The organism is Aliivibrio finisterrensis (genome assembly GCF_008933155.1).
GTDB classification, from domain to species: Bacteria; Pseudomonadota; Gammaproteobacteria; order Enterobacterales; family Vibrionaceae; genus Aliivibrio; species Aliivibrio finisterrensis.
In genome coordinates this window covers 23,390-47,882 of record NZ_WBVP01000006.1, presented here as the reverse complement: position 1 = coordinate 47,882, position 24,493 = coordinate 23,390, and the positions used below count along the sequence as shown (strand labels likewise).

Below are 24,493 nucleotides of genomic sequence, written 5' to 3'. Positions count from 1 at the left end.
AATACCTTGATCTAGATCAAGCTACACCTGAGGGTGATTCTAGTTTCACCACTGCTTTATGATTGTTCTCAAATTTGCTGCAATGTATGAAAATGAAACATTTTTTTATGTGCTATATGCGTAATTTTTAATTAAACTGCTTGCGATTTCTGGAGGACTTATGAATCAACGAATTACTCATTTTTTTAGCTTTTTCATTCTTATTTTTAGCTCATTTACAAGCTATGCGATCACAATTTCGACATGGAATATGGAGTGGTTAACCCTAAACTCTAATGAAAAATTTCAATCTTCAGAAAGGCACCCACAAGATTTTGAACAACTAAATCACTATTTTTCATTGTCCAATAGTCAAGTTTTAGCCTTTCAAGAAGTCGATTCAATCGAAGCGATTCAAAAAGTTGTTGGTAATGACTATCAAATTTTTATTTCAGATCGCTCAACAAACCCTAAAAAGCAATTTAATGACATTAATCAATACACCGGTTTTGCGATCCACTCTTCAATCCCTGTCACTGATCCTAGAGATTTTTCTCTTCTTCCAAATAAAAAAAGCAGCAGATTACGTTACGCTACTTATGTAATTGCCACCATTAATGAGCAACCTGTCCACTTACTCTCTGTACACTTAAAATCAGGCTGCCTAGGTCAAAAGAAAAATAACTATTCATGCTCTACGTTAGAGCAGCAAACAGAAGAACTCACCGATTGGATAAATGAACGAGAAGAGAATAACGACAAATATTTAATTTTAGGGGATTTTAATCATACACTCGCTCACCCAAGAAGTTGGCTATGGCGAAATATTGATAAAAAGGCAAATAAAACACCTATTTTATTAACAAAAAACACAAAAGGTAATTGCACTGCAAAGCAGTGGAAACGAGGCTGGCCTAAATACACCACATTTACTCGTTTAATTGATCATGGTATTTCAAATATTGCACCAAACAATTTCACAGTAACACAGCAAGTTTTTAAACAATCTGATGTGAAAAAATACCAATTAACCGATCATTGCCCAATCTTGTTTACCTATCAATAAAAGAGCTAAATAAAAAAGGGACACTAATAATAAGTGTCCCTTGTTGTATTGAAAAAGAAAGAGTTTAAAATTTCATATTACTGTCCATCTTTGTTTGACTAAAATTAACACTCTCTTTTTTATCGTCTTCTCTTTCTACTGATTGCATCATTTCTTCTGATTGTGAGTCTGTTTTTTTCACATCACTCTCTTGTGATGCTTTTTCTGACGTTGAGCCGCCAACGACAAACTCATTACCATCAGGAAAATAACTCTCACGTTGATACAATTTATCGAGTGACTTGATAATGACGTGTTTTTTTACTTTACCTTTTGCCATTTTTTCAAAAAGTGGTTTTGCCATACTTTGTAGACCAATCACAGCATCAACACCCACTAGATGTCCGACATGATCTCGTCGGGAAGCAGCAGCTTCAATACCATTTTTTGCCGCCAACCATAACCAGATATATGCAATTGAATTGCCTTTTTCGTTGGTATCAGCTCCCATCTCACCAGCAAAATATTGTGCTTTAGCGTCTCCAGCTTCGGCAGCCACCTCCAACCAATACGTGGCTTTTTTAGGATCAACCTCGACACCTCTCCCTTCAGCGTACTGTTTACCGATGCGAATTTGCGCCTCAATATTATCAAGCATTGCTGCTCGTAGGTTCCATTCAGCGGCAAATTTGGCGTTTGGCTGAGGGTTTGATTCTGCCACATACCAATCCGCAATAAATAATTGGGCTGGAATATGATCTAACTCCGCAGCTTCAGTAATATAAGAAATACCTTTTTCTATGTCTGCCTCTACCCCATTACCCTGTAGATACGCAATTCCTAGTGCCAGTTTCTCTTCTGCTCCCCCTTCTTGAGCAGCAACAACTTTAGCCCAAAACTCTGATTTATCGCGTAATTCGACATTATCACGACGATCATCACACAAGCGTATAACTGATCGCATTGCTATATTATTATCTAATTTTGCAGCCATCTCATACCAGTGCAAAGCCTCTTCAAAATTGTTCATCTCAGCTTCTTTTGCTAAAAACAATTGTGTTGATATATGCCCTGTTTGTGCTTTATACACGCGTTCTTGGCGCTCTGCTGCTCGAGCCTCTGCTAAAGCTCTACGGTACGAACTTTCATCTCGTTCTTTTTGTTGTTGCTTTTTCTTTTGCTTACCATTCGCAAAAAAGAAATTAATACACACTAACACGAGCAAAATAACAAGCCCAACGACAGCGATTTGAATCCAATCCATGCTACACCATTATTCTAAATTTTTGATATCACCCATTATTATCGGCCTTAATGACCAAAACATGAAAAAAAAAATCGTGATGTATATTCAAAAAATTCACCTAGGACAAAGATAAGTTTATAAATTAATTTCATTTCACGTATTTTTTATTTGTATATTTTAAGAATGAAGATTACTATCCAGATCTTGGGGAGTAGTCACAAGATTTAATACTTAATCTTGTTCAGATATCGTCATCCCGAAGCTTCGGCTTCCGGTATCTGTAAGTGGGCAAAGAATGCCAATCACTTTGACAAGACCAATAACCATAACGTTAATTTTATTGTTTATGGTGAAAGGTTTACTCACTCATTTTTAGCGGGATTCCTTTCACCTACCTGTAAGGAATTATTATGTCACCGTTAACTTGGGAACTTTTTGGTTTAGTTGTTCTCGCTTTATTTGCCCTTGATCTATTTCAAACAAGAAAAGAAGCCCCTAGCTTAAAAAAAGCGCTTGTATGGTCACTTTTCTGGTTTATTCTTGCTTTTATCTTCTGTGCCGCACTTTATGTTTACTGGCCGTTAATGGCTCCAAACAGCAACTACTCACCAAAAGACGCAAGTATCGCCTTTATTACTGGTTACCTACTTGAGAAAATGCTTAGTGTCGATAATTTATTTGTCTTCGCATTAATCTTTAGTCAATTTGCCGTACCTGAATCAAGCCGACCTCGAATTTTATTATGGGGTATTATTGGGGCGCTTGCTCTGCGTGCAGTAATGATCTTTGTTGGTGCAGGGTTACTCGCTCAATACCATTGGATCTTATACATCTTCGCGGTGTTCTTAATCATGACTGGTGTGAAATTATGGTTTGCTAATACTGAAGAAAGCAGTGATTTCTCATCATCAAAATTGGTGAAGTTCGCAAAGAAATACATTCCATTTGATGACAAATACCACGGTCATAAACTACTTGCTAAAGTAAATGGTAAAACCATCGCAACCCCGTTAATGTTGGTTGTTATTGTTATTATGTTTACTGACATTATGTTTGCTTTAGACTCAATCCCTGCGATCTTTGCTATCACTCAAGAACCTTTCTTAGTGTTTGCAGCAAATGTATTTGCGTTGCTAGGCTTGCGTTCTTTGTACTTTGTACTTCAAGGTATGTTAGACAAGTTCTGTTATTTACAACCAGCATTAGCATTCATCCTAAGTTTCATCGGTATTAAGATGTTCTTGATGGGTACTGCTTATGAAGTTCCTACCATCATTTCACTATTAACCATTGTCGGTATAATTACCTTAGCGATCCTTGGTTCAATGATGAAAAACCGATCTCAAAACGCTTAATACGAACTCAGCGGTAACTAAATACGGATACCGCTGATTCATTTATTAATTTTGCATTATTCTGTCTTATTCTTTACATATCCTTGAACTCAATTCATATTTAAACGTCTATTATTCATAGATACTTCTCATTGGATAAAATTTACAATATTAAAGGCATTCATGAAAAAACTAATCCTCTCTTCGTGCTTAGTGTTACTTTCTACTTCCGGCTTCGCAGCAGAACCATGCTCAAATAAAACTATTATTGGCCAAATCGAAACCATTCACATAAAAGAATTAAACACCAATTATGAAGCTCGTATTGATACAGGAGCCGCAACCACCTCAATTCACGCCACTAATATCCAAATTATTGGCCAAGATGAAGAGAGTGACAATATGCGAGATCACTTGGGTGATACGGTTAAGTTTACAACTTACAACGAAGATGGTGAAGCAACTCAACATACCAGTCGTATCATTAAAGTAAGCAAAATACGTAATGCTCAAGGAGTAGAGCGTCGATACGCTGTAAGAATGCATTTAGAATTTGATGGTAAGGATAAAAAAGTAGCGGTGAACCTACGTGATAGAAGCAAATTAGACTACAAACTTTTAATTGGCCGTAACTGGTTAGAAGGTGATTATTTAGTCGATGTGGAAAAAAATGCAGAATAACGTTTGTTTTTTATACGGTTAAGTGGTTTTCTTCAAAAAATGCTTTACATAAAAATCAAAGGTGACTACTATTCACCGCACTGGAGGGATGGCTGAGTGGTCGAAAGCACCGGTCTTGAAAACCGGCAACCGTTAATAGCGGTTCTAGGGTTCAAATCCCTATCCCTCCACCACTTTTGAAAATTCAGATAGAGTCTGGATTTTACAAATTGGAGCGGTAGTTCAGTTGGTTAGAATACCGGCCTGTCACGCCGGGGGTCGCGGGTTCGAGTCCCGTCCGCTCCGCCAACACAACGAAGCCTTGTCAGAAATGACGAGGCTTTTTTGTATCTGCCAAATATGATCCGCAAACAAACAGCAGATCTAGAATTTAAATTCCTATACCCCCACTACTTATCACAGATAACTAACACCTGAATATTCCTCATTTGATCGGTAATTCCGTTGGCTAGGCTTTGTATTGGAATACGGTGTAGTATAAAACTTAATAACCATACGACAACTCTTATGATATTTAAGTAAAATACTCAATTTAATAATTAAATTTGCAATGTGGCTAACGTACCCTAGACTTGGTAATGGTATGGTTTTAAACCATATTATAAAAATTATCTTAATACGAGGTTACTTATGGACTTAAAAAAATCACTTTTACTCGGTACTATGATTGCAGCGACTTCCTTTCTAACTGTTGCAGCAGACAGCTCGAAAATGAAAGCACCCGAAGATATTACGTGTGCTGGTTTAATCGATCAAGATTATAGTCTTGTACCTGTTACTATCGGCTACATTGTATCAGCTCATAACATTACAGAAATCGATGCATTAGAGCCTGTAGAAATAGACGACATCGTTGCTGAGTGCCAAAAAGCATCGAATAAAAATAAAAAAGTAAGTGCAGTAGCGAAAAAAGAAGTGAAAGACGATTAAGTAATTAGGTAGTAAATAAAATTTGTAGCTTTATTTTAATAGACTAGAGTTACTTTCATTTAATATGATTGTAACTCTAGCTTAAAACGTTAAAACGTTAAAACGGCAATAGTGATAAACCCAACCAAAAGATGAAGCATAGCTGTAATTTAAACTGCTATTTGGTATCAAACATTATATCCACTTTATTTTTGTGATTTTTAACCATCCTAGTTATTATTCGTGGAATTTATTGCTTACGATTATGTTGATTTTTAAAACCTTTCGACTGAGTTTATGCTATTAATTTAAAAAATGAAATTAGTTACGTAATTTATTTATGTTTTTTGAAAAAAATCCAGCATTGCTGGATTTTTTAATTATGTCGTGTCATTTATTAATGAGCAACCGAATTAAATAAATTCCAATTCATATCGTTGGCAACCGACTTAATCATTAGTTGGCCACGCACACTGTTACCAGCCACATCCAAAGGAGGCGAGAATGCCGCAAGTGCACCTACATTCGGAATAACAGCAAGTAGCCCACCACCTACACCACTTTTTCCTGGCAAACCAACTTCAAAAGCCCAATCACCACTTCGCTCATACAGCCCCTCAGTCATCATTTCAGCTAATAACCTTGGAACGAGATCGGCTGATAAAATAGTTTCACCAGAAACAGGGTTAACGCCACCATTAGCCAAACATGCACCAGTGGTAGCAAGTTCAACACAATTGTAAAGCGTAGAGCACTGTCGGGTATAAACGTCACAGGCTTGGAATGGATCAGAGTACATAGATCCAGATGACTGCAATAATAATGCAATTGCCTTATTATGCGTATTAGTCATTTGCTCTGAGTCATTTACATCTTTAGAAAGCATAATCTGACTTCCAGCCATCGCACTTTGCATAGAGAGTATTTGTTGCCATCTATCTTCAGCGCCATCAGCTTTAATTAAACTTGTGGTCGCCATTGCACCAGCATTAACTAAAGGACTCAGTGGCTTGTCATTATGCAGTTCTAGTGCCATGACAGAATTAAAAGGCAATCCTGTAGCATCAGCACCAATTTTATCGTGTACTTCTTTAGCTCCATGTTGCTTTAGCGCGAGGGCTAAAGTTATCACTTTTGAAATGGATTCAATAGCGAACGAATAATCAGTATCACCAACAGTATGAACTTCTCCAGTTACAGAGACAAAACACAGACCGGTTAACTCTGCTGGAACTTGTGCCAAGAAGGGAATGTAAGAAGCATTATCTCCATCATGGATGTCTTTAAACTTTTCATAAGCTGTATTTATGGCATTAATCAATTGATTCTTATCCATTATTTAGCCTCATTATTATGTTGAAGATGATGAGTGTGTGTATCAGAATCATTAACAACGCCTGGGTGAGTATTTTCTATTTCCCAAGTAAATGGTGCAAAATCATTAATTTTCGGATCCTTCCAGTGTGGTTTGCGAATACGAAAGATAATAAATGGAATTGACACAAATATCAGCGTCAGAACAACAAGAATAGTAACAAATATCGTAGGGCTACCTATTGAGATCTGTGCAGGTGGTATAAATGAAAATATAAACGCAACTAATGACCCGATAAAGCCAAGTCCTGCAACAATCCACATACCAAGATTACCTCCAGGGATCTTGTATATTCTCGGACGATTTGGCTGGCTATATCGTAAATAAATAGCCGTTGCAAACATTAATAAGTACATAATAAGATAAAGAATAACCGTCAATTGACTTAGTATTTGATACGTTGCTTGAACGGATGGTAGAACAACAAATGTTACTGACAAGAATGTGACAATGACAGCTTGTACTAGCATAATATTAGTTGCCATGCCATTTGAGTTAGTTTCTTGCCAAAAGCGAGGTAAATATCCTCCTTTTGCCACAACAAGTAATGCACTTGAAGGACCAGCGACCCAGCTTACAACACCAGCTAATACCCCAAACGCTAAACAAATTGCAATAATAGGCGAAGCCCACCCAATGCCTGCCCATACAAACATGTCTTTATATGCAACAAGAAGGCCTTGAGTTAAGCTAATATCTTTCTGTGGGACAATAAAAGCAATAGCTAACGTACCCAGTACAAATATTGCTACAGTACCAATTGAAGAAATGGCTATAGCAATAGGGTATTGTTTTCCTGGGTTCTCAACATCTTTAACGTGAATAGCATTCATCTCCATACCAGCATAGAATAAGAAGATACTTGCTGCTAATACGACATTGTTAAAGTTAGAGAAATCAGGTATGAGATCGCTCAAAGCCAGTGGTATTTGAGATACATTGCCTGCTGCTAAGTAAGCAAAGCCTAAAACAATTAATACGATACCAGGGACGATAGTACCAACTACACCACCCCATTTGGCGACTTTTGAAAAGGCTTCTGTTCCTTTTAAACCAACAAAGGTAGCAAACCAATAAATAACGAGTACAACAGCTAAAATAAAAAATTTATTTTCGGATAATGTTTGGTCCCAAGGTTGATCTGGCCCAATATAAGCTAGCGATACTGCACCAAATGTAAGCACAGTTGGGAACCAAACCGTAACTTCAATCCAAAGTAAAAATACTGCTAAAAAGGCTAACTTTGGACCAAATGCTTCACCAACCCACCTGAAAATACCACCTTTTTCAGACCAGCCTGTGGCTAGTTCTGCGGCAACGAGTGAAACGGGTACTAAAAAAACGATAGCTGCAAATATATAGTAAAAAATTGAGCTTAAGCCATATTCAGCTTCTGCAGGTAATCCTCTTAAGCTTACTACAGCAACAATATTGAGCATTGCTAAAGCAAAGACACTTATTTTCTTATTCTGTACATTTTTTGATTCCATTTTTATCTCCTAAAAAGTAACTCAAACTTGGTAATTATTTAGAAAATTCAATAAAAAGCGTCATTATTAAATTCAAACTAAACGTTTACTTATTATTGCCAAAGATAATGAAATTATTTTGCTGTTGATATTTCCGCGGTTTCATTACTTATTTTTTCTTTTCCTTCCTGGGGGTTATGTTCACTCGCAATGTATATATACATCACTGGCAGTACAAATAATGTGAATAGAGTGCCTATCGCAAGACCGGCAATAATAACTAATCCAATGTTATATCGAGATACGGCACCCGCCCCCGTTGCAAATAGCAATGGCATTAATCCAGCAATCATCGCTGATGTTGTCATCAAGATAGGGCGCAAACGAATTGTTGCCGCTTCAATGATGGCATCAAGTTTTTTAGCTCCTTTTTCAACTTGCTCCTCTTTTGCCACTTCGCAAATTAAAATACCATGCTTGGTAATTAACCCAACTAAAGTAATTAACCCTACTTGAGAATATATATTTAATGATGTGCTACCGCTAACATGAGTCCAGCCTAGTGCAATTAAGGCACCACTGATTGCGAGTGGTACTGTAAATAAAATTACCAGTGGATCTCGTAAACTTTCAAATTGACTGGCTAACACAAGAAATATGATAGATATAGCCAGAGCAAAGGTAATATAAAGTGAATTACCCTCTTCAACAAATTGTCGAGCCTCCCCCATAAAGGTGTAATTAAATCCTTGAGGCAAATCTGTTTTTGCCAATTGTTCAAAAAATGAAATAGCATCACCCATTGCTACTCCTGGTGCAGGAACTGCATCAATAGAAATTGAATTCATCTGATTAAAGTGAGGAAGAGATTTAGCCTGCCCAACAACTTCACAGCTCACTAAGCTAGAGAGTGGAATAGCGGTTCCATTTTGAGCTGTAACATAATACTGGCTGAGCATGTCCGGATTTGAACGATAAATTCGCTCTACTTGTGGTATCACTTCATAAGAGCGTCCATCAATATTAACTCGGTTAATATAACCACCGCTCATCATGCTACCTAGCGCTTGACCAATAGCTTGCATTGTTACTCCATAAGCACCGGCAGCTTCTCTATCAATACTTAACTTTACTAATCCTGAATCATATTTCAAATTTATATCTGTATAAACAAAGTTTGGACTTGCTTTTGCTTTTTCTAGTACATTGTTACCAATAGAAAATAGTGTTTCAAAACTGGCAGGACTGGTAATAACAAACTGGATGGGTAAACCACCAGAAGCACCAGGCAATGAAGGCATTTGATAGGCGATCGCATTAATCCCCGATAATTTCTTTGCCTCTTTATTTATATTGGTAGATATTTCTTTTTGACTTAATTTTCGTTCATCCCACGGTACTAACGGTCCAATAGCCATACCCTGACTTGTCGTTGGGACGCCAATCATAGCTAATGAAGCTTCAGCTTGTGGTTGCTTGCCAATGATTTGAGCAATCAATTCCATATTCTGTTGAATATAGTCATTGTTCGAAGTTGATGGCGTAGTTCCTATAACCACAACCACTCCTTGATCCTCTTCAGGAGCTAATTGTGAAGGGATAAAGCTAAAGATGACAGGTAAAGAGATCAATACGATAAATGCAAATAATAAAACCACAGCTCGATTAGCAAGAACTGAGTGCAGCAGCTTATTATAAGAGCGCGTAACTTTATTTAATGTATTATCAACAGTGCTTTCAAACTTACTTGGGTTAGCGTGTGATTTCAGCATCTTCGAACACATCATCGGTGAAAGCGTGAGTGCTACAAATCCTGAAATAACCACAGAGCCAGCTAGCGTAAGAGCAAACTCTTTAAATAAAGAGCCTGTTACCCCGCCCATTAAAGCAATCGGAGCGTACACCGCGGCGAGGGTAATGGTCATAGAAATAACAGGAACCGCAATTTCTCTTGTTGCTTCAATTGCTGCTTTAAAAGGTTTGACACCCATTTTGATATGTCTATCGACATTTTCGACCACAACGATGGCATCATCAACAACCAATCCAATAGCTAGCACCATTGCAAGAAGGGTCATCAGATTTATTGTAAATCCAAATACCTGCATAACAGCAATAACACCTATTAGTGATAGAGGTATAGTAATAATTGGGATAATTACTGCACGGAAAGAACCTAAGAAAAGGAGTATAACGACAATAACAATTATGGCTGCTTCCGCAATTGTTTTAATCACTTCATCAATCGAGTCCGTGATTGCTAAGGTTGAGTCGTATAAAATACTAGATTGAATATTCGGCGGTAGACTATTTTTCATTGCTTCATATTGCACTTTTATTCCAGCGGCAACATCAAGAGGATTTGCTGATGGTGTAGCATTGACGCCAATAATGACAGCCTCTTTACCATTTGCTAATGCTCTTGTTGAGTCACTACTTTTACTCAGGGAAACTTCAGCGATATCTTGCAATCGAATAGTTTGCCCTTTGAAGCTTTTAATCACTAATGATTTTAGTCCGTCAACGGTATCAACTTGACTGTTGATGGTGCTGTTCAAAATAGTCAAAGTACTGTTAAATTGACCTACTGCGGATTGATAATTATTGGTTTGTAAAACACTAACAAGCTCTGAAGGCGAAATATCATACAGACCCAGTTTTTCTGGATAAGGCCAAATACGCAGTGCAAATGGAGTACCGCCAATGACTTGTATGTTTGATACACCGTTAACCGTGGATAACTGTGGATTAACAACTCGCTCAAGATAATCTGTTATTTGACTTGAATCGAGGGCCTGACTGTAGAAGGAAAGATAAATGATTGAGGTGCTTGACCCTGTAGAAGAAGTTACGGATGGATTATAAGCTTCTCTTGGCAGCTGGTTAGAAACGGAGTTAATTTGTGATAAAACATTTGCTAAAGCCTCTTCAGGATTAGTATTCAGTATCATATTTAAAACAATACTTGATGATCCCAATTGACTTGATGATGTCATATAGTCAAGATTATCAACTTGTGATAATGCTTGCTCAAGAGGTTGAGTGATAAACCCTTCAATTAATTCAGCGTCAGCACCTGGGTAGGGAGTATTAACAGTGATTACTGTATTGGTCATTTCTGGATACTGCCTAACTTGCAGATCCTTCATCGCATTGAGGCCAAGAATGAGTAATAGCACGCTTAGTGAAGCGGCCATCACTGGACGATGTATAAATATATCTGTAAAACTCATGGATGCCCCTTATAATTTTGGCATTGAAGTTGGAACAGAAATTTGATTTGGTACAATGTTCACTTCCGTGTTATTGCCTAAATTCAAAATACCTACAGTAACAATCTCTTCACCAAACGTTAAATCCCCTTTAATTAATGCGTTATTTTTATCTCGTTGTAATACCTCAACATTAACCAGTCGAACCCGAGTTACCTTGTCATTGTCGTCTTTTTGGATAACAAACACCGAGTTTCCATATAAAGCAAAAGCAATCGCAGTTTGAGGAACAACAAATTGTTTATCTAAATTATTAAGAGCAATGTTAACCTCAGCGAACATACCACCACGTAAGTTCTCTTGAGAATTTGGTAATTCAGCTTGAACCATAACCAATCCAGTATTACTGCTTACCGTCGGCTCAATAGCATTAATTCGGCCTTTAAACTCTTCGCCAGGGAATGTTTCTACAGTTAGGGATATGTTTTGACCAACGCTAATTTTTCCAATTTTACTTTGAGGAACACCAAAACGGACACGCATAACAGAAAGATCTTCTAATCGAACAATACTGGTTCCAGATGAAATAAACTCGCCTAAATTAACGTTACGAATACCAAGAACGCCATTAAATGGTGCTTTTATAATTCTTTGTTTAATCACTGCTTTTAGTTCATCGATATTAGCGAGCGCCGCTTGATATTTAGATTCTGCTGTTTCAAAAATTTGTTCTGATACTGAGCGATCTTTGTACAACTTTTTTAAGCGTAAATAATCATCTTTAATCGATAGTAATTGCACCTCAAGAGTTTTTAATTGGGCTTGTTGTACTGATGAATCTAAGCTTAGTAATGTTTGATTACGTTCAACTTTAGCGCCATTTTTAAAATCAATACTTTTAATTATACCCGCTATTTCGGTCGAAATATTAGCCCCCTGATTAGGTTCAATAAATCCAATAGCGCTAATACGCTGCGGCCAAATGCGTGGGGAAAGTTTTTCAACTGAAACAGGATAAACAGGTGTTGGCAGATTAGCTAAGGTGACACTTATCTTATGTTTCACAAATAAGTTAAAACCAATAACACTTCCAAATATGATAATTGAAACTACGATAACAACAATAGCAAACCGCGATTTCTTAATGTCCATTTTTTTCACTCCGGTAATTTATTAATACGGCTTCAAGTAGTCTTAATTTTCAATGCGGCCAGCCCTCATCATTGATAAATTAAATGTGAAAAAACACATCGAAACCTAATTTATCTTTAATAATAAATAATAGTTTAAACTAGAAAAAAAACGAATAAATTAGCAAATTGCTACATAATCCATACATAAAATCACTCACAACTCTTCAACACAAGATCTCTGACGTTTTTCCTTCAACAAAATCGCCTTACATATTCAAAAAAATCAACAACTTAAATGTCACCTAGGAAATTAACCATATAATCACAAATAACCAAAAAAAACGCAACAAAACTAGCGGGGATTAAGGCATACAACCCAAAAATCAGAAGAAGAATAGAAAGTGCTTTTACAAGAAAGGTAGCAAGAGCAAAAAGAATCAAGGAGAGCTTCTAACTCTTTTGTATAGGACAATGAAGCACTATTCGGCAAATACAGCCTTCAAAGTGTTATCTAGCATCCACAGTAACACTTACCGCCAGATGCTTGATTCAAACCACTACGGGGTTAAATTGCGTGTAAAATGGTATTCAAAGAAGTACCGCAAGCTAGTTTTGTCTACAATGAATCATACATATCTAAAACTCGCTCTTGGGATAGTTCTCTTGATGGAAATAGGTTCATCAAAGATTATAAAGGTAATGGCTTCACCGTTAACCGAGACATCAACGGTGCGTAGATACATTTAACAAGGTAGTTTGAACCTTAGTCAGATATAAACCACAAATTATGCTAAAAAGAAGATCGAGTTAATAAAACTCGATAGCAATACCTAATTCCTGAGCAAGCGTCTCTAGTTGCTCAGCATTATCGAGTTTAATTGACCACTTCATTCCACTACCTACGGCACTTATTACGTTTGCCCCACCAATTAAAGTAAGTGCATCAGTTTCAGCCTGCACGGTTACTCTTGAGGTGTTATTAAGCCTCACTACCATCTCGTGTGGATTTACAATTATATCGCCTTCGGAAAACGTTACTTTCATTCTCTACTTCCCAATTTTAGAATACCTACAGCCTCAAATTATACTCTTTTCTCTGATAGAAAGTGCTCTTTTACACCATACTAGTTATCTCATATTTTTTGCCTATCACATTTGTTACATATTCATCACAGCCTTTTCTTGACTATAATATCGGCACAAACTATTCTAGCGCACAACTGTACGCTTAAATGGGATATTTATTATGCATCAAGGATCAAAACCGCCTATTATTTGGTTAAATGTATTTATATTTACATCAAGTTTATTACTCGCTTTAGTCGCGACTCCTCTTTATGCCTATTACAATGGTTTAGGTAGTGAACATTGGATCTGGCTATTAGTCGCTTTCAGTTTTTGTAATCTATCTATCACAGCAGGTTATCATCGTTTATGGTCGCATAAAGCCTACAGTGCTCATCCTGCCTTACGTTTTATTTTTGCTTTAGGTGGTGCCTTTGCACTGCAAAATAGTGCACTTCATTGGTCTTCTGATCATCGTGTTCATCACCGTCATGTAGATAATAACGATAAAGACCCTTATTCAGCTAAACGCGGTTTTTGGTACTCACATATAGGGTGGATGCTACGTCACTACCAACCTGCAACTTATAACGATTACGCCAATTGCCGTGATCTACAAAAAGATACTGTAGTAATGTGGCAACATAATCATTATGTACCGTTAGCTCTTCTTATGAACATTGGTATTCCAGTGCTTCTTGGCGTTATCTATGGTGACATTATCGGTATGTTACTTGTGGTTGGTGCTGTGCGTTTGGTATTAAGTCATCACACAACTTTCTTTATCAACTCACTTGCTCATATTTGGGGCTCTCAGCCTTATACTGAAAAAAACACTGCGCGTGATAATGGCATTTTAGCTGTATTTACATTTGGTGAGGGATACCATAACTATCATCATATTTTTGAGAACGATTATCGCAATGGTATTTACTGGTGGCAGTATGACCCGACAAAGTGGTTCATCAAAAGCTGTTCATGGTTTGGCTTAACAGACAAACTTCGAGTAAGTCCGCAAGCAAAAATCGAGAAAGCTAAAGCCCTTATGTTACGTAAGAAAGCGGAAGATAAAATTGCATCACACCATAATTATCATGCCGTTAAAGAACATTTAGAAGCAGAGTATGATGCGCTAATTGAGCGTATGTCTGACTATTATGATTCTAAAAAGAAACTGCTTGAAAACCAAAAGAATGCATTATCAAAACAATATGAATTAGCATTACTTCGTGTGCAGCATAAGCAGATTAAACTGCAGTTTGAGCAGCAGAAGAAAGCGTGGAACTCTTTGGTCCTACAATATGTTTAATCTTATTTAGACGTAAAAAGGACAGCTTATAATTGGCTGTCCTTTTATTTTATTGATATGAATATAAAAGATTAAGAATATTTACGGCGATATAAACGAAACAAAGCCAATGAAAGTAAGCTAGCAAAGCCAAGAGTACCACCAGAGCTATCACTTAAATCTGTCGCTGTTCTTGTTGCTGCTATTTCACCATTCTGAGCTTTACGTATCCAATCGGCATATTGACTAACATCTGTAAATACTGATTGCGTAGGTAACGCACCGTCACCACAAACGCTAGGGCCAAAACTAACAATACCTATTTGTGTTTTTACACCATTATTATCCCAGACTAATGGACCACCAGAGTCACCCTGGCACGTTGCTGTCACTAAATTACTGCTATCAAAAGAGTTCCCTTTTGTGCAAATCTGCTTATTTGATGTAATAAAATTAGCCCATATGTCACATGCATCAGGAGCAACGTATTCAACCGTTGCTTGCATAAAATCAACTTGGCTATTTTCTGTGCTTGAATCTAATTGACCATAACCAATAATGTTAAAGGTTTTCACTGGAGTTGCTCTATATCCCTGCCCCTCAACCGTTAAATCACCCAATATAGCAGCATGTGATGATGTATATGTCGGCAGAGGCTGAGATAGCTCTAGTACCGCTACATCATTAATTAGTGTTGAATTATCATAATTACTAGGATAATAAATATTTTTCACTGCGATTCTTTGAGCAGCGAGCATATCCTGCATATTATTAGCATCTATTGCAACTTTCATATCCCGGATACGGTAAGAAGCAACACCATAAACACAATGTGCCGCAGTTAATATATGACTTGCATCTAAAACTGAACCACCACAAAAAGGATAAATCGTATTCGGTTGGCTTTCATACTCAAACATTAGTGAAGCCATAAATGGGTAATGTGCTACATCAGCAGTACTTCCACCAACAATATATGGTGTTACTACCACTTCTTCCGCTTTTAAAGCAGACGAATAAAGAAGTACTGATAACAATAACCCTTTGAGTACGTTCATGTTTCCCCCTTGATACCGCAGTGAGAGCGTTAATAATACATTAAATATACGTTAATGTGTTAACTTATATTTAACAATTAATCATACTTTTAACTGAAAAACACAAATGAAGAAATACTTACAATATAAAGACATTTATTAATTTCTTTTGCGATATAACCTATCAACGAATACGAATGACAAAAAGTAGGAAAATAATGGGAAGAGTTTTCTTTTTTGATTTACTAAGATGTATCGCCGCTATTGCAGTCGTCGCGATTCACGTATTGGCTCCCTACCGACATGAGTTGAATTCAATCCCTTTTGATCAGTGGGCAACAGCCGTATCAGTAAACAGTGTGAGCCGCTGGGCAGTGCCGGTGTTTATTATGATAACCGGAGCATTAATGCTCAGTGATAAGAGAGAGTTTGATGCGCCGTATTATGTAAAAAAACGACTCGGTAAGGTTTTTGTTCCTTTTATTTTCTGGTCTGTATTTTATGCTTTATTGTCAGGATTAACCGCGCAGGGTTATGATTTTGAAGCAGCAAAAACGATACTGTTCGATCTGCCTTTTGAATACACCTATTACCACTTAGGGTTCTTTTATTACTTTATTCCACTTTATATTGTTATCCCGTTTTTTCGAGTGATGGTTCAACAAATGGATAACACCGCTCTCTTTTCACTTATTAGTGTGTGGTTACTTACTACCTGTTTCTTTCTTGTCAAATTTAAAGGTTTCTGGAGCACAGAGATCTGGTTGTATAGTGGTTACTTACTGTTAGGCTATGCGTTATACCAACGAGTTTCGTTAACTAAAACGAACACCATAATCGCACTGTTAATTGGTATTACAGCATTAGTAACGACGGTTTATATGGTGATAAGCCAAAGTCTGCTATTAGGAGAATATACGGTAGGTAGATGGTTATCTTATAAGACCATAAATACCGTTGCAGCCGCTGGAATGCTGTTTTTTGTTTGTCGCTATTATGGTGAATCACTTTCAGATAACTCACGTAAAATTGTTGGATTTATCAGTACCTACAGTTTAGGTATTTACTTACTCCATCCATTATTCTTATGGCCAATGAAAAATTACGTGTGGTACCAAGGACATAACCCGATGTGGGTTATCCCTGCTTGGGTTATACTCAGTGGTGCTGGTGCCCTTGGATTAAGTTGGTTACTTTCTAAATCCAAGAAAACAGCCTGGCTTGTGCCTTAATTTATTAACCCTGTTCGGCTGTGATGATTAGTTGTCGCAGCCATTGATTCGCTTTGTTGTTTTCAAATTTCGTAGCCCAAAGCATATGGATTTTTGTTGCTCGTACAGGAAAAGGGACATCCAATAGTTGCAAGCCAAAACTCTCTTTATACTGAGAAATCAAACGAATCGAATTAATACCAATAACATCCGATTGAGCAACACACGCCATCATTCCCATCATAGAAGTATGTTCACTGCCCATTTTACGGTTCGGCAATACCTCTTCAGCTAAGTAGTCTGTTATTGTTTGTTTAAAGCGACGAATGTTTAAAAACGCATGATCTTCTGCAAAAAATCGATCCCGAGTAATAGTTCCTGATATTCTTGGATGACCGCACCGTGCAATACAACATATTTTATCCTCTGATACCACCATGCTTCTCAATGACGACTGTCTTGGTTTCATCACATCCAATGCCAAATCTACTTTCTCTAACATCAAGGCATCAATAATCTCTTCTTCATTACTCGGTAACTCTCTTAATGTCACCGTAATATCACTCTCTTTGAGCAATGCTTTTAATCGTATCTGCAACCGAGGTAATACTGACTCTAACGCATAAATAGAAAATGCTCGCCTCGATGTCTTAGGATCAAATGCCTCACCTTCGTCACCGACATTTGTTAAAACCATAATCGAAGGCTCAACTTGTTTAAACAAACTCGCACCATAATTTGTCATCTCTATGCCACGGCCTGAACGCACAAACAATTCTCTGCCTAAAGATTCCTTTAAACGACGAATCGCATTACTCACCGACGACTGCGTTAAATCAAGTTCTTCTGCCGCTTTAGTGAATGAACCCGTTTGACATACAGAAACAAAAACTCGTAATAAATTCATATCGAAATCTTTTTGCTTTGGCATTTTCTGCTCCCTTCGATTCCTGCAATTAAACCGATCAATCCATTTATATTATAAATATCAAGTATACAGTTCTCTCTATTTTTTAAATATATAGAGATCACTAATATAGATTCCAGCACTGAGGCAAAGCATTAATTCCTCATATCATTTTATTATTCAGTTCTAATTTACTTACACAGGTGGATTTATGAAAAAGACGATTTTAGCTGTTGTTATCTCATCAATATCTTTAGGTTCAATCGCAGCAGAGCACAACCATGAACACTTTAGTGAAATTGGTAAACAAGGCGGCAAACCAGCAACCAAAACAACCATTGAGAAAAATGACGCTTTCGCAAAAACATTAAACTTTTCTGATACTCGTGCTTTTGAAAATAATAACAAAGGTCTCATTGCTTCATTCGATAAAAAGACCGGTGACATTATCCGTAATAGCTTTGACTTTATCGACCCATCTGTAGCTAACGCTGATAATGCACCTGACTCAGTAAACCCATCTCTATGGCGACAAGCCGTTTTAAACCAAGCAGCTGAAGGGTTATACGAAGTAATTCCAGGTAAAATATACCAAGTTCGTGGCACTGATTTAGCTTCAATCTCTTTTATCCGAAGTGATAGTGGTTGGATCGCTTATGACGTATTATTAACACGAGAATCAGCAAGCCAATCATTAAAATTCTTCCAAGAGAATGTACCAGAAGGTGGTGACTTACCTGTTGTTGCCATGATCTACTCTCACTCACATGCCGATCATTTCGGTGGTTCAGCAGCGATTAAAGAGGCCTTTCCTGATGTGAAAGTGTATGGTTCAAAACACATAACCAAAGAAATTGTTGATGAAAACGTATTAGCAGGTAACGCGATGTCTCGCCGTACCGCTTATCAATACGGTGCGACACTGAATCGTCATGAGCATGGCATAGTTGATGCTGCGTTAGCTAAAGGCTTATCAAAAGGCGCAATTACTTACGTACTGCCAGATTACGAACTCAACCATAACGAAGAAATTGAAACCTTAGTTATTGATGGGTTAGAAATGCAATTTATGGATGCGTCAGGTACAGAAGCGGCATCAGAGATGATTACCTACATTCCAAGTATGAAAGCGTTATGGTCAGCAGAGCTAACCTACCAAGGCATGCATAACCTTTATACGCTTCGTGGGGCAAAAGTACGTGATGGACTAAAATGGTCTAAAAAAATCAATGAAATGCTAGTGACATGGGGAGAAGACACCGATGTTCTGTTTGCTTCACATTCTGCACCTGTATGGGGAACAGAAGAGATCTCTGATTTCTTAAAGATGCAGCGTGATGCCTACGGTTTTACGCATAACCAAACTCTACGTCTAGCGAACAACGGTGTTGTTTTACAAGACATGGGTGATGAAATTTACACAGTAATGCCAGAAAGCATCCAAAAAACGTGGCACACCAATGGTTACCATGGAACCTATTCTCATAATGCTCGTGCTGTTTACAATATGTACTTAGGCTACTTTGACATGAACCCTGCAAACTTAAACCCACTACCCGTGAAACCTGAATCTGCAAAGTTTGTAGAATACATGGGTGGCAGTGAATTAATTCTAGAGAAGGCAGAGGCTGATTTTGAAAAAGGCGAATATCGCTTTGTTGCCACTGTTTTGAATAAAGTTATCCAAGTTGAACCAAAAAACAAGGATGCTCGTGAATTACTAGCAGACACGTACGAGCAACTAGGTTATCAATCAGAAGGAGCTGGTTGGAGAAATATTTACCTAACGGGTGCTCAAGAGTTGCGTGTTGGCACACTGCCTGGTGCACCAAAAACTGCATCTCCAGATGTTCTTGCAAACATGACGGTTGAAAACTTATTGGATTACCTAGCAGTACAAGTGGATTCAGTAAAGGCTCAACACACACCATTCACATTAAATGTATTTCTGCCTGATAACAAAGAAACTTACTTTGTAGAAATGTCTAACGGTAACTTAAACAATATTGTAGTAGATAAAGAAATAAAAGCAGATGCGACGCTATTCATTAACCATGCCGATATCTCGCAAATTTTACTAGGGAAAACAACATTAGTAGAACTTATTGAAAATGAAAAAGCAGGGATAAAAGGCGATAAGTCAGTACTACAAAAACTGACAAGTTCACTAACTCATGCAGATGAAAGCTTTGAAATTGTCCCTCGCCCTGAAAAAGGTGAAGAGGTAGATGCTGAGTTATATGACAACACTCATAAACACTAATTACAAAGCATAGTAAGATCTAAACAGCCGATGTATAACACATCGGCTGTTTGGTATTACGCTCTGAACTTATGGTACAGACTCATCACAGCAAGAAGAATAAAACCACTTACTAACCCTACCACCCCATTTCCAACCGTCGGAAATGTCACGGAAACATAAGGAATAGTAGGAAGTAAACTAACTACGATTTCTAACGCATGGTGAACAAATGGAAGACTGTGCACCACAATACCACCACCTACTAAGAACATAGCGATGGTGCCAACGACAGTTAAGAACTTCATTAACTTTGGTGCCATTGCAACTAAGCTATTCCCAATAGAGCTCATCACGCCTTTTCCTTCACTTTTACGTTGAAGATAAAAGCCTAAGTCGTCCATTTTTACAATGCCAGCCACCAAGCCATAAACACCAATCGTCATTAAAATAGCAATTAAACTCATCACTAACACTTGAGTTAAAAACGGATGCCCTTGTACCGTCCCCAAAGCAATAACAATAATCTCGGCAGACAAAATAAAATCAGTTCTGATCGCGCCTTTTATTTTCTTCTTTTCGTAGTCTTCAATATCTTCTGGTGTCGTTTGTTCTTCTTTTTTATGTGCTTTTTGAGCATCATGATGATGAAAGAATTTTTCATGTACTTTATCTGCACCTTCAAAGCACAAGAACAAGCCACCAATCAATAATAATGGCGTAATTAACCAAGGTGCTATTGAGCTGATTAACAACGCTGCAGGAACCAAAATTAACTTGTTTCGAAATGAACCTTTTGCTACACCCCATACTACAGGAATTTCACGTTCTGCTCGTACACCAGACACTTGCTGAGCATTAAGCGCCAAATCATCACCTAATACACCCGCAGTTTTCTTTGCTGCCACTTTAGACATCAAAGCAACGTCATCAAGTACTGTCGCGATATCGTCTAACAACGTTAATAAACTTAGGCCAGCCATTTTGTTTCCTTTTTAATAATTCTTTTGAGTTCTCATTAAATAGTAAGCCGAATTTATCAATTATGATGACTTATTTTTTAGATAAGGCATAAAAGAAAAAAACCACTGAATTATTAAAGACAGTGGTTTCCAATACGATTAAAACTTAATCGTTATCTTTACGCTCAATTTCACTTGCTATGTACTGGCCATTGATTAAATAAGCATCAACCTCAATATCCATTCCAGTGTCTAGATTTAAGATCGTTAAATTATCATCAAATTCTGTACTTGCTGTCATATATATTGTTTTCTCACCTTGAAGTGTATTCATAATAAAAGACTTTGTTTTATTAATATCAACATTATCAGATACTATCTTCCCAATAAATTCAATATCATTCGAATCAGGCCAATCATTCTCGTCAGAATCCTGTGTTTCAAATTCAATTTCTAACACTTGGTTTTTTCCATTAACTTCTTTTGCTGTCACTTCAAGATAAGTTCCAACAGCTAGATTTTCTTTCTTACCGTCTTCATATATCGTATTACTTGTAACAAAAAAACGGCCTTTATAATTTAATATAAATGAAGATTTATCCTTTGCCACATTGGTAATAATACCTTCAATATCGGTATTTTGGTCTAAGTCATTATACCCTTCAACTTCAATGCTTTCGGCTTTGAATATTAAACCATCGATCGTTCCTGTAACCTCAACCCACTGGCCATTGCTTAATAGAGCATTGTCTTCAATCTGGGCATTCTCATAATTTACGATTAAATTTGAACCTAGGATAAACTGATGATCTTCAAGATGATTTAACAATCCTTCCATCTCAACTTTGCCATGATCATCAGGTTCAAATTTCACAATAGATAATACGTGATAACCAGCGTTAGCAGTGGGTAATGAAGATATCATGACCCAATCACCATTATCAATTTCAGTTAATAGTACGTTATCCGCAGAAAGAGCTACTCCATTAATTTTGAAATCACCTGTTTGTGGGTTAATTTCAGTAATCAACCCAACCATAGTTGGTTCTAGAGTTAATTTAGCATTACTCACAGTTAGTAAGTTAGCTTCGTCATTTGTAGATAATCTCACCATCATATTAGCTTTAAGATCATTCAATGAAATATCATCTTTATTACCAAAAGAGACACTTGTAACATGATAATCAACACCATTCATTGTTACTTCATTAGCTAAAGGATTAATAGACTCAATAGTGCCTTCAATCACGTTTGCTTGAGCATGAGAGGATACAGTATCACCCGAATCATCCGACCCACAGCCAGATAACATTACAGTTCCTAATAATAAAACAGCGACTTTTTTCATTTTTTAACCTAATTATTATAAATTATGTACTTTATAGGAGTACTATAATGAGATAAGTGTGAAGGATTCGTGAAGAAGAAAAATGAAAGTACTAATTGTTGAAGATAACCATCATGTTGCAGAAACAATCGCTGACTACCTAGAACTGGTCGGTATCGATATTGATTGCGCTTACCATGGTGTCGCTGCGATAGAAATATTAAAGAAAGAAAGCTTCGATGTTATTGTAATGGATATCATGATGCCAAAACTAGATGGGATAAGCACCGTTGAAACATTACGTAATGATCACGCCTGCAGTACCCCTATTCTTTTCTTAACCGCAAAAGACACCCTAGAAGATAAAATTCACGCCTTTGAAGTTGGTGGTGATGATTACCTTGTAAAACCATTTGCAATGGAAGAGTTGCATATGCGTTTACTTGCTTTATCTAATCGCGGTCGACGCACTGATATTGGAAAATTGACGTTTGAAGATATGGAAATGGACGTCAAAGCAGGCACTCTATATCGCCAAGGAAAACTCATTAAATTGGCACCAATTCAGCTAAAAATCATTGCATTATTAATGAAAAAAGCGCCTGACATTGTCAGTAAAAACGAACTTGTAGAGCACGTTTGGGGAGAGGAATCTCCGTCAAGTGATGCATTAAGAAGTCATTTATATACCATTCGAAACGCCGTAGACAAAGGCTTTGATACACCACGACTAGAGACCATTCATGGAAAAGGTTACCGACTTAAATAATCACTCGCAGCAGCCGAGCTTTTTTAAAAAAATCCGTTGGACATTTGCCATTCTAACCTTTCTAATGTTTGGGCTTTTCTGGGCAGTTATTTATATTGCAGAAGATCAATTAGAAATCATTAGTTTACACCACTGGTTAGATACAGAAGCCAGCCAATACACTCGAAAATACGCTCAATTAGGTAAAGATACCCCATTACCTAATGAAGAAGAGTTTTCTACGTATTGGAGTGAAAGAGAACATCCACTTTGGCTTAATAACTACAAAAAAACGGGGTTATATGAGCAACTGCTAGGAACAGAAGATAAGCACTTTATTGTTATCGACCACCCATCAGGTGACGGGCTCCTCTATATTCTCTTTCAAGATGATGCCGATGATTATCTCGATGACTATGAAGCCAACTTGCATTACATTACTGTTGGTTTAGGCATTATTACGACTATTTTAATGGTTTTATATGGGATTTACTTTGTTCGTAGTATTTCAACACCTTTACGACATATTCAGCACAAAGTAGATTTAATGTCACCAGAACACCCAGACTTTACTATTGACACTAAATACCAAGAAACCCAAGATATTGAACGTTCCTTATTAAAAAGTAAGCATCATATTGCCCAGTTTTTCACTCGTGAGAAAGAGTTCAGCCGCTTTGCTTCTCATGAATTACGCACTCCTATCATGGTCATTCAAGGATCTGCCGATTTACTTGCAAAGGTGCCAGACCAACCTCGTGTCGCACTCAAAGCAATTAATCGATTACATCAAGCAAGTGAAGAGATGACTCTGCTTACTGAAACCTTTTTGCTATTAGGTAAACAAGAAATAGAAGCGCATCATTTTCATCATTATCAAGTGGAAGAGATCTTACAGACACAACTTAACCATTTAGAACCCCTATTTGCCAAACAAGAAATGGGCGCTCAGTTAAACATAGTTAAAGGTGAAGCATGTCTTGCTCCAAGTAGCTTTATTACGGTTGTGATTAATAACTTAATAAAGAACGCCTTCAGCTACAGTGTAGGCGATATACAGATAAGCCTAGACAATAATAAACTATGTATTATCAACTGCCATGATGGTAACGACACCTACAATGCTGGTTATGGCTGCGGCTTAGTTATTGTAGAGCGGATCTGTGAACGAATGACTTGGGAATTTGATATACAAAAAACGGAGAAAGATTTCATTACTACCGTCACCTTTAGCTCATATGATCTTTCAGAGTCATAATGAATAGATAATAGACAGTAAAATAAAATAGACTTTGATACACTTTACGTAAATAACTGAACAAA

At 37.2% G+C, this 24,493-nt stretch carries 19 protein-coding genes and 2 tRNA genes; 11 read left to right on the top strand and 10 right to left on the bottom strand.

Translation table 11 applies throughout. The annotated features are described in order from the left end of the window. The first annotated feature begins 160 nt into the window (after nt 1-160). Complete coding sequence (locus F8B77_RS07360; protein ID WP_244298231.1) at nt 161-1,045, top strand: endonuclease/exonuclease/phosphatase family protein; 885 nt, start codon at nt 161-163, stop codon at nt 1,043-1,045. Between the two features lie 64 nt (nt 1,046-1,109). Here the strand turns inward: F8B77_RS07360 and F8B77_RS07355 are convergent, their stop codons facing one another. Then, complete coding sequence (locus F8B77_RS07355) at nt 1,110-2,288, bottom strand: tetratricopeptide repeat protein (RefSeq protein WP_151654813.1); 1,179 nt, start codon at nt 2,286-2,288, stop codon at nt 1,110-1,112. A gap of 392 nt (nt 2,289-2,680) precedes the next feature. Between F8B77_RS07355 and F8B77_RS07350 the strand changes: the two genes are divergently transcribed. The 5 genes from F8B77_RS07350 (at nt 2,681) to F8B77_RS07330 (ending at nt 5,215) form a co-directional block, all read left to right on the top strand. Further along, nucleotides 2,681-3,625: a TerC/Alx family metal homeostasis membrane protein gene (locus F8B77_RS07350; protein WP_151654812.1), complete on the top strand. Its 945-nt coding sequence runs from the start codon at nt 2,681-2,683 to the stop codon at nt 3,623-3,625. Between the two features lie 162 nt (nt 3,626-3,787). Continuing rightward, nucleotides 3,788-4,285: an ATP-dependent zinc protease family protein gene (locus F8B77_RS07345; protein WP_151654811.1), complete on the top strand. Its 498-nt coding sequence runs from the start codon at nt 3,788-3,790 to the stop codon at nt 4,283-4,285. Nucleotides 4,286-4,367: 82 nt separating this feature from the next. Continuing rightward, nucleotides 4,368-4,458 (top strand) — tRNA-Ser (locus F8B77_RS07340). Between the two features lie 38 nt (nt 4,459-4,496). Continuing rightward, nucleotides 4,497-4,573, top strand: a tRNA-Asp gene (locus tag F8B77_RS07335). A gap of 342 nt (nt 4,574-4,915) precedes the next feature. Continuing rightward, the gene (locus F8B77_RS07330) at nt 4,916-5,215 is read left to right on the top strand and encodes a hypothetical protein (RefSeq protein ID WP_151654810.1); all 300 of its coding nucleotides are present in this window, start codon (nt 4,916-4,918) and stop codon (nt 5,213-5,215) included. A 376-nt stretch (nt 5,216-5,591) separates the two neighbouring features. On the opposite strand, the gene glsA is transcribed toward F8B77_RS07330, so the two are convergent. From glsA to F8B77_RS07305, 5 genes are all read right to left on the bottom strand, one after another. Continuing rightward, nucleotides 5,592-6,530: a glutaminase A gene (glsA, locus tag F8B77_RS07325; protein ID WP_151654809.1), complete on the bottom strand. Its 939-nt coding sequence runs from the start codon at nt 6,528-6,530 to the stop codon at nt 5,592-5,594. After that, nucleotides 6,530-8,059, bottom strand: a complete 1,530-nt coding sequence (gene gadC / locus F8B77_RS07320) for a glutamine/gamma-aminobutyrate antiporter GadC (RefSeq protein WP_151654808.1) — start codon at nt 8,057-8,059, stop codon at nt 6,530-6,532. The genes glsA and gadC overlap by 1 nt, the downstream gene beginning before the upstream one ends. A gap of 113 nt (nt 8,060-8,172) precedes the next feature. Next, complete coding sequence (locus F8B77_RS07315; RefSeq protein WP_151654807.1) at nt 8,173-11,271, bottom strand: efflux RND transporter permease subunit; 3,099 nt, start codon at nt 11,269-11,271, stop codon at nt 8,173-8,175. Nucleotides 11,272-11,280: 9 nt separating this feature from the next. After that, complete coding sequence (locus F8B77_RS07310) at nt 11,281-12,402, bottom strand: efflux RND transporter periplasmic adaptor subunit (RefSeq protein WP_151654806.1); 1,122 nt, start codon at nt 12,400-12,402, stop codon at nt 11,281-11,283. A 788-nt stretch (nt 12,403-13,190) separates the two neighbouring features. Beyond that, nucleotides 13,191-13,427: a DUF3389 domain-containing protein gene (locus F8B77_RS07305; protein ID WP_151654805.1), complete on the bottom strand. Its 237-nt coding sequence runs from the start codon at nt 13,425-13,427 to the stop codon at nt 13,191-13,193. A gap of 202 nt (nt 13,428-13,629) precedes the next feature. Here F8B77_RS07305 and F8B77_RS07300 point away from each other — a divergent pair, with 202 nt between their 5' ends. Continuing rightward, nucleotides 13,630-14,757 (top strand): acyl-CoA desaturase, encoded by a 1,128-nt coding sequence (locus F8B77_RS07300; protein ID WP_151654804.1) that lies wholly within the window; start codon nt 13,630-13,632, stop codon nt 14,755-14,757. Between the two features lie 71 nt (nt 14,758-14,828). Here F8B77_RS07300 and F8B77_RS07295 read toward each other — a convergent pair whose 3' ends face one another. After that, nucleotides 14,829-15,794 (bottom strand): trypsin-like serine protease, encoded by a 966-nt coding sequence (locus tag F8B77_RS07295; RefSeq protein WP_151654803.1) that lies wholly within the window; start codon nt 15,792-15,794, stop codon nt 14,829-14,831. A gap of 194 nt (nt 15,795-15,988) precedes the next feature. On the opposite strand from F8B77_RS07295, the gene F8B77_RS07290 reads away from it, so the two are divergent. After that, entirely contained in the window at nt 15,989-17,005 is a 1,017-nt protein-coding gene (locus F8B77_RS07290; RefSeq protein ID WP_208846109.1) for an acyltransferase, read from the top strand. Between the two features lie 4 nt (nt 17,006-17,009). Here F8B77_RS07290 and F8B77_RS07285 read toward each other — a convergent pair whose 3' ends face one another. Continuing rightward, the gene (locus tag F8B77_RS07285; RefSeq protein WP_151654801.1) at nt 17,010-17,915 is read right to left on the bottom strand and encodes a LysR family transcriptional regulator; all 906 of its coding nucleotides are present in this window, start codon (nt 17,913-17,915) and stop codon (nt 17,010-17,012) included. A gap of 187 nt (nt 17,916-18,102) precedes the next feature. On the opposite strand from F8B77_RS07285, the gene F8B77_RS07280 reads away from it, so the two are divergent. After that, nucleotides 18,103-20,154, top strand: coding sequence for an alkyl/aryl-sulfatase (locus F8B77_RS07280; protein WP_151654800.1), 2,052 nt, complete (start codon nt 18,103-18,105; stop codon nt 20,152-20,154). 56 nt (nt 20,155-20,210) lie between these two features. Here F8B77_RS07280 and F8B77_RS07275 read toward each other — a convergent pair whose 3' ends face one another. Together F8B77_RS07275 and F8B77_RS07270 are read right to left on the bottom strand one after the other, a co-directional pair. Further along, nucleotides 20,211-21,116, bottom strand: a complete 906-nt coding sequence (locus F8B77_RS07275) for a DUF808 domain-containing protein (protein WP_151654799.1) — start codon at nt 21,114-21,116, stop codon at nt 20,211-20,213. 145 nt (nt 21,117-21,261) lie between these two features. After that, on the bottom strand, nt 21,262-22,443 hold the full coding sequence (locus F8B77_RS07270) for a DUF5666 domain-containing protein (protein ID WP_151654798.1): 1,182 nt from the start codon (nt 22,441-22,443) through the stop codon (nt 21,262-21,264). Between the two features lie 82 nt (nt 22,444-22,525). On the opposite strand from F8B77_RS07270, the gene F8B77_RS07265 reads away from it, so the two are divergent. Then, complete coding sequence (locus F8B77_RS07265) at nt 22,526-23,191, top strand: response regulator transcription factor (RefSeq protein ID WP_130045194.1); 666 nt, start codon at nt 22,526-22,528, stop codon at nt 23,189-23,191. After that, nucleotides 23,166-24,428 carry a sensor histidine kinase gene (locus F8B77_RS07260; protein ID WP_151654797.1) on the top strand — a complete coding sequence of 421 codons (1,263 nt, stop codon included), beginning with the start codon at nt 23,166-23,168 and terminating at the stop codon, nt 24,426-24,428. Before F8B77_RS07265 ends, F8B77_RS07260 begins: the two co-directional genes overlap by 26 nt. Nucleotides 24,429-24,493 lie beyond the last annotated feature (65 nt).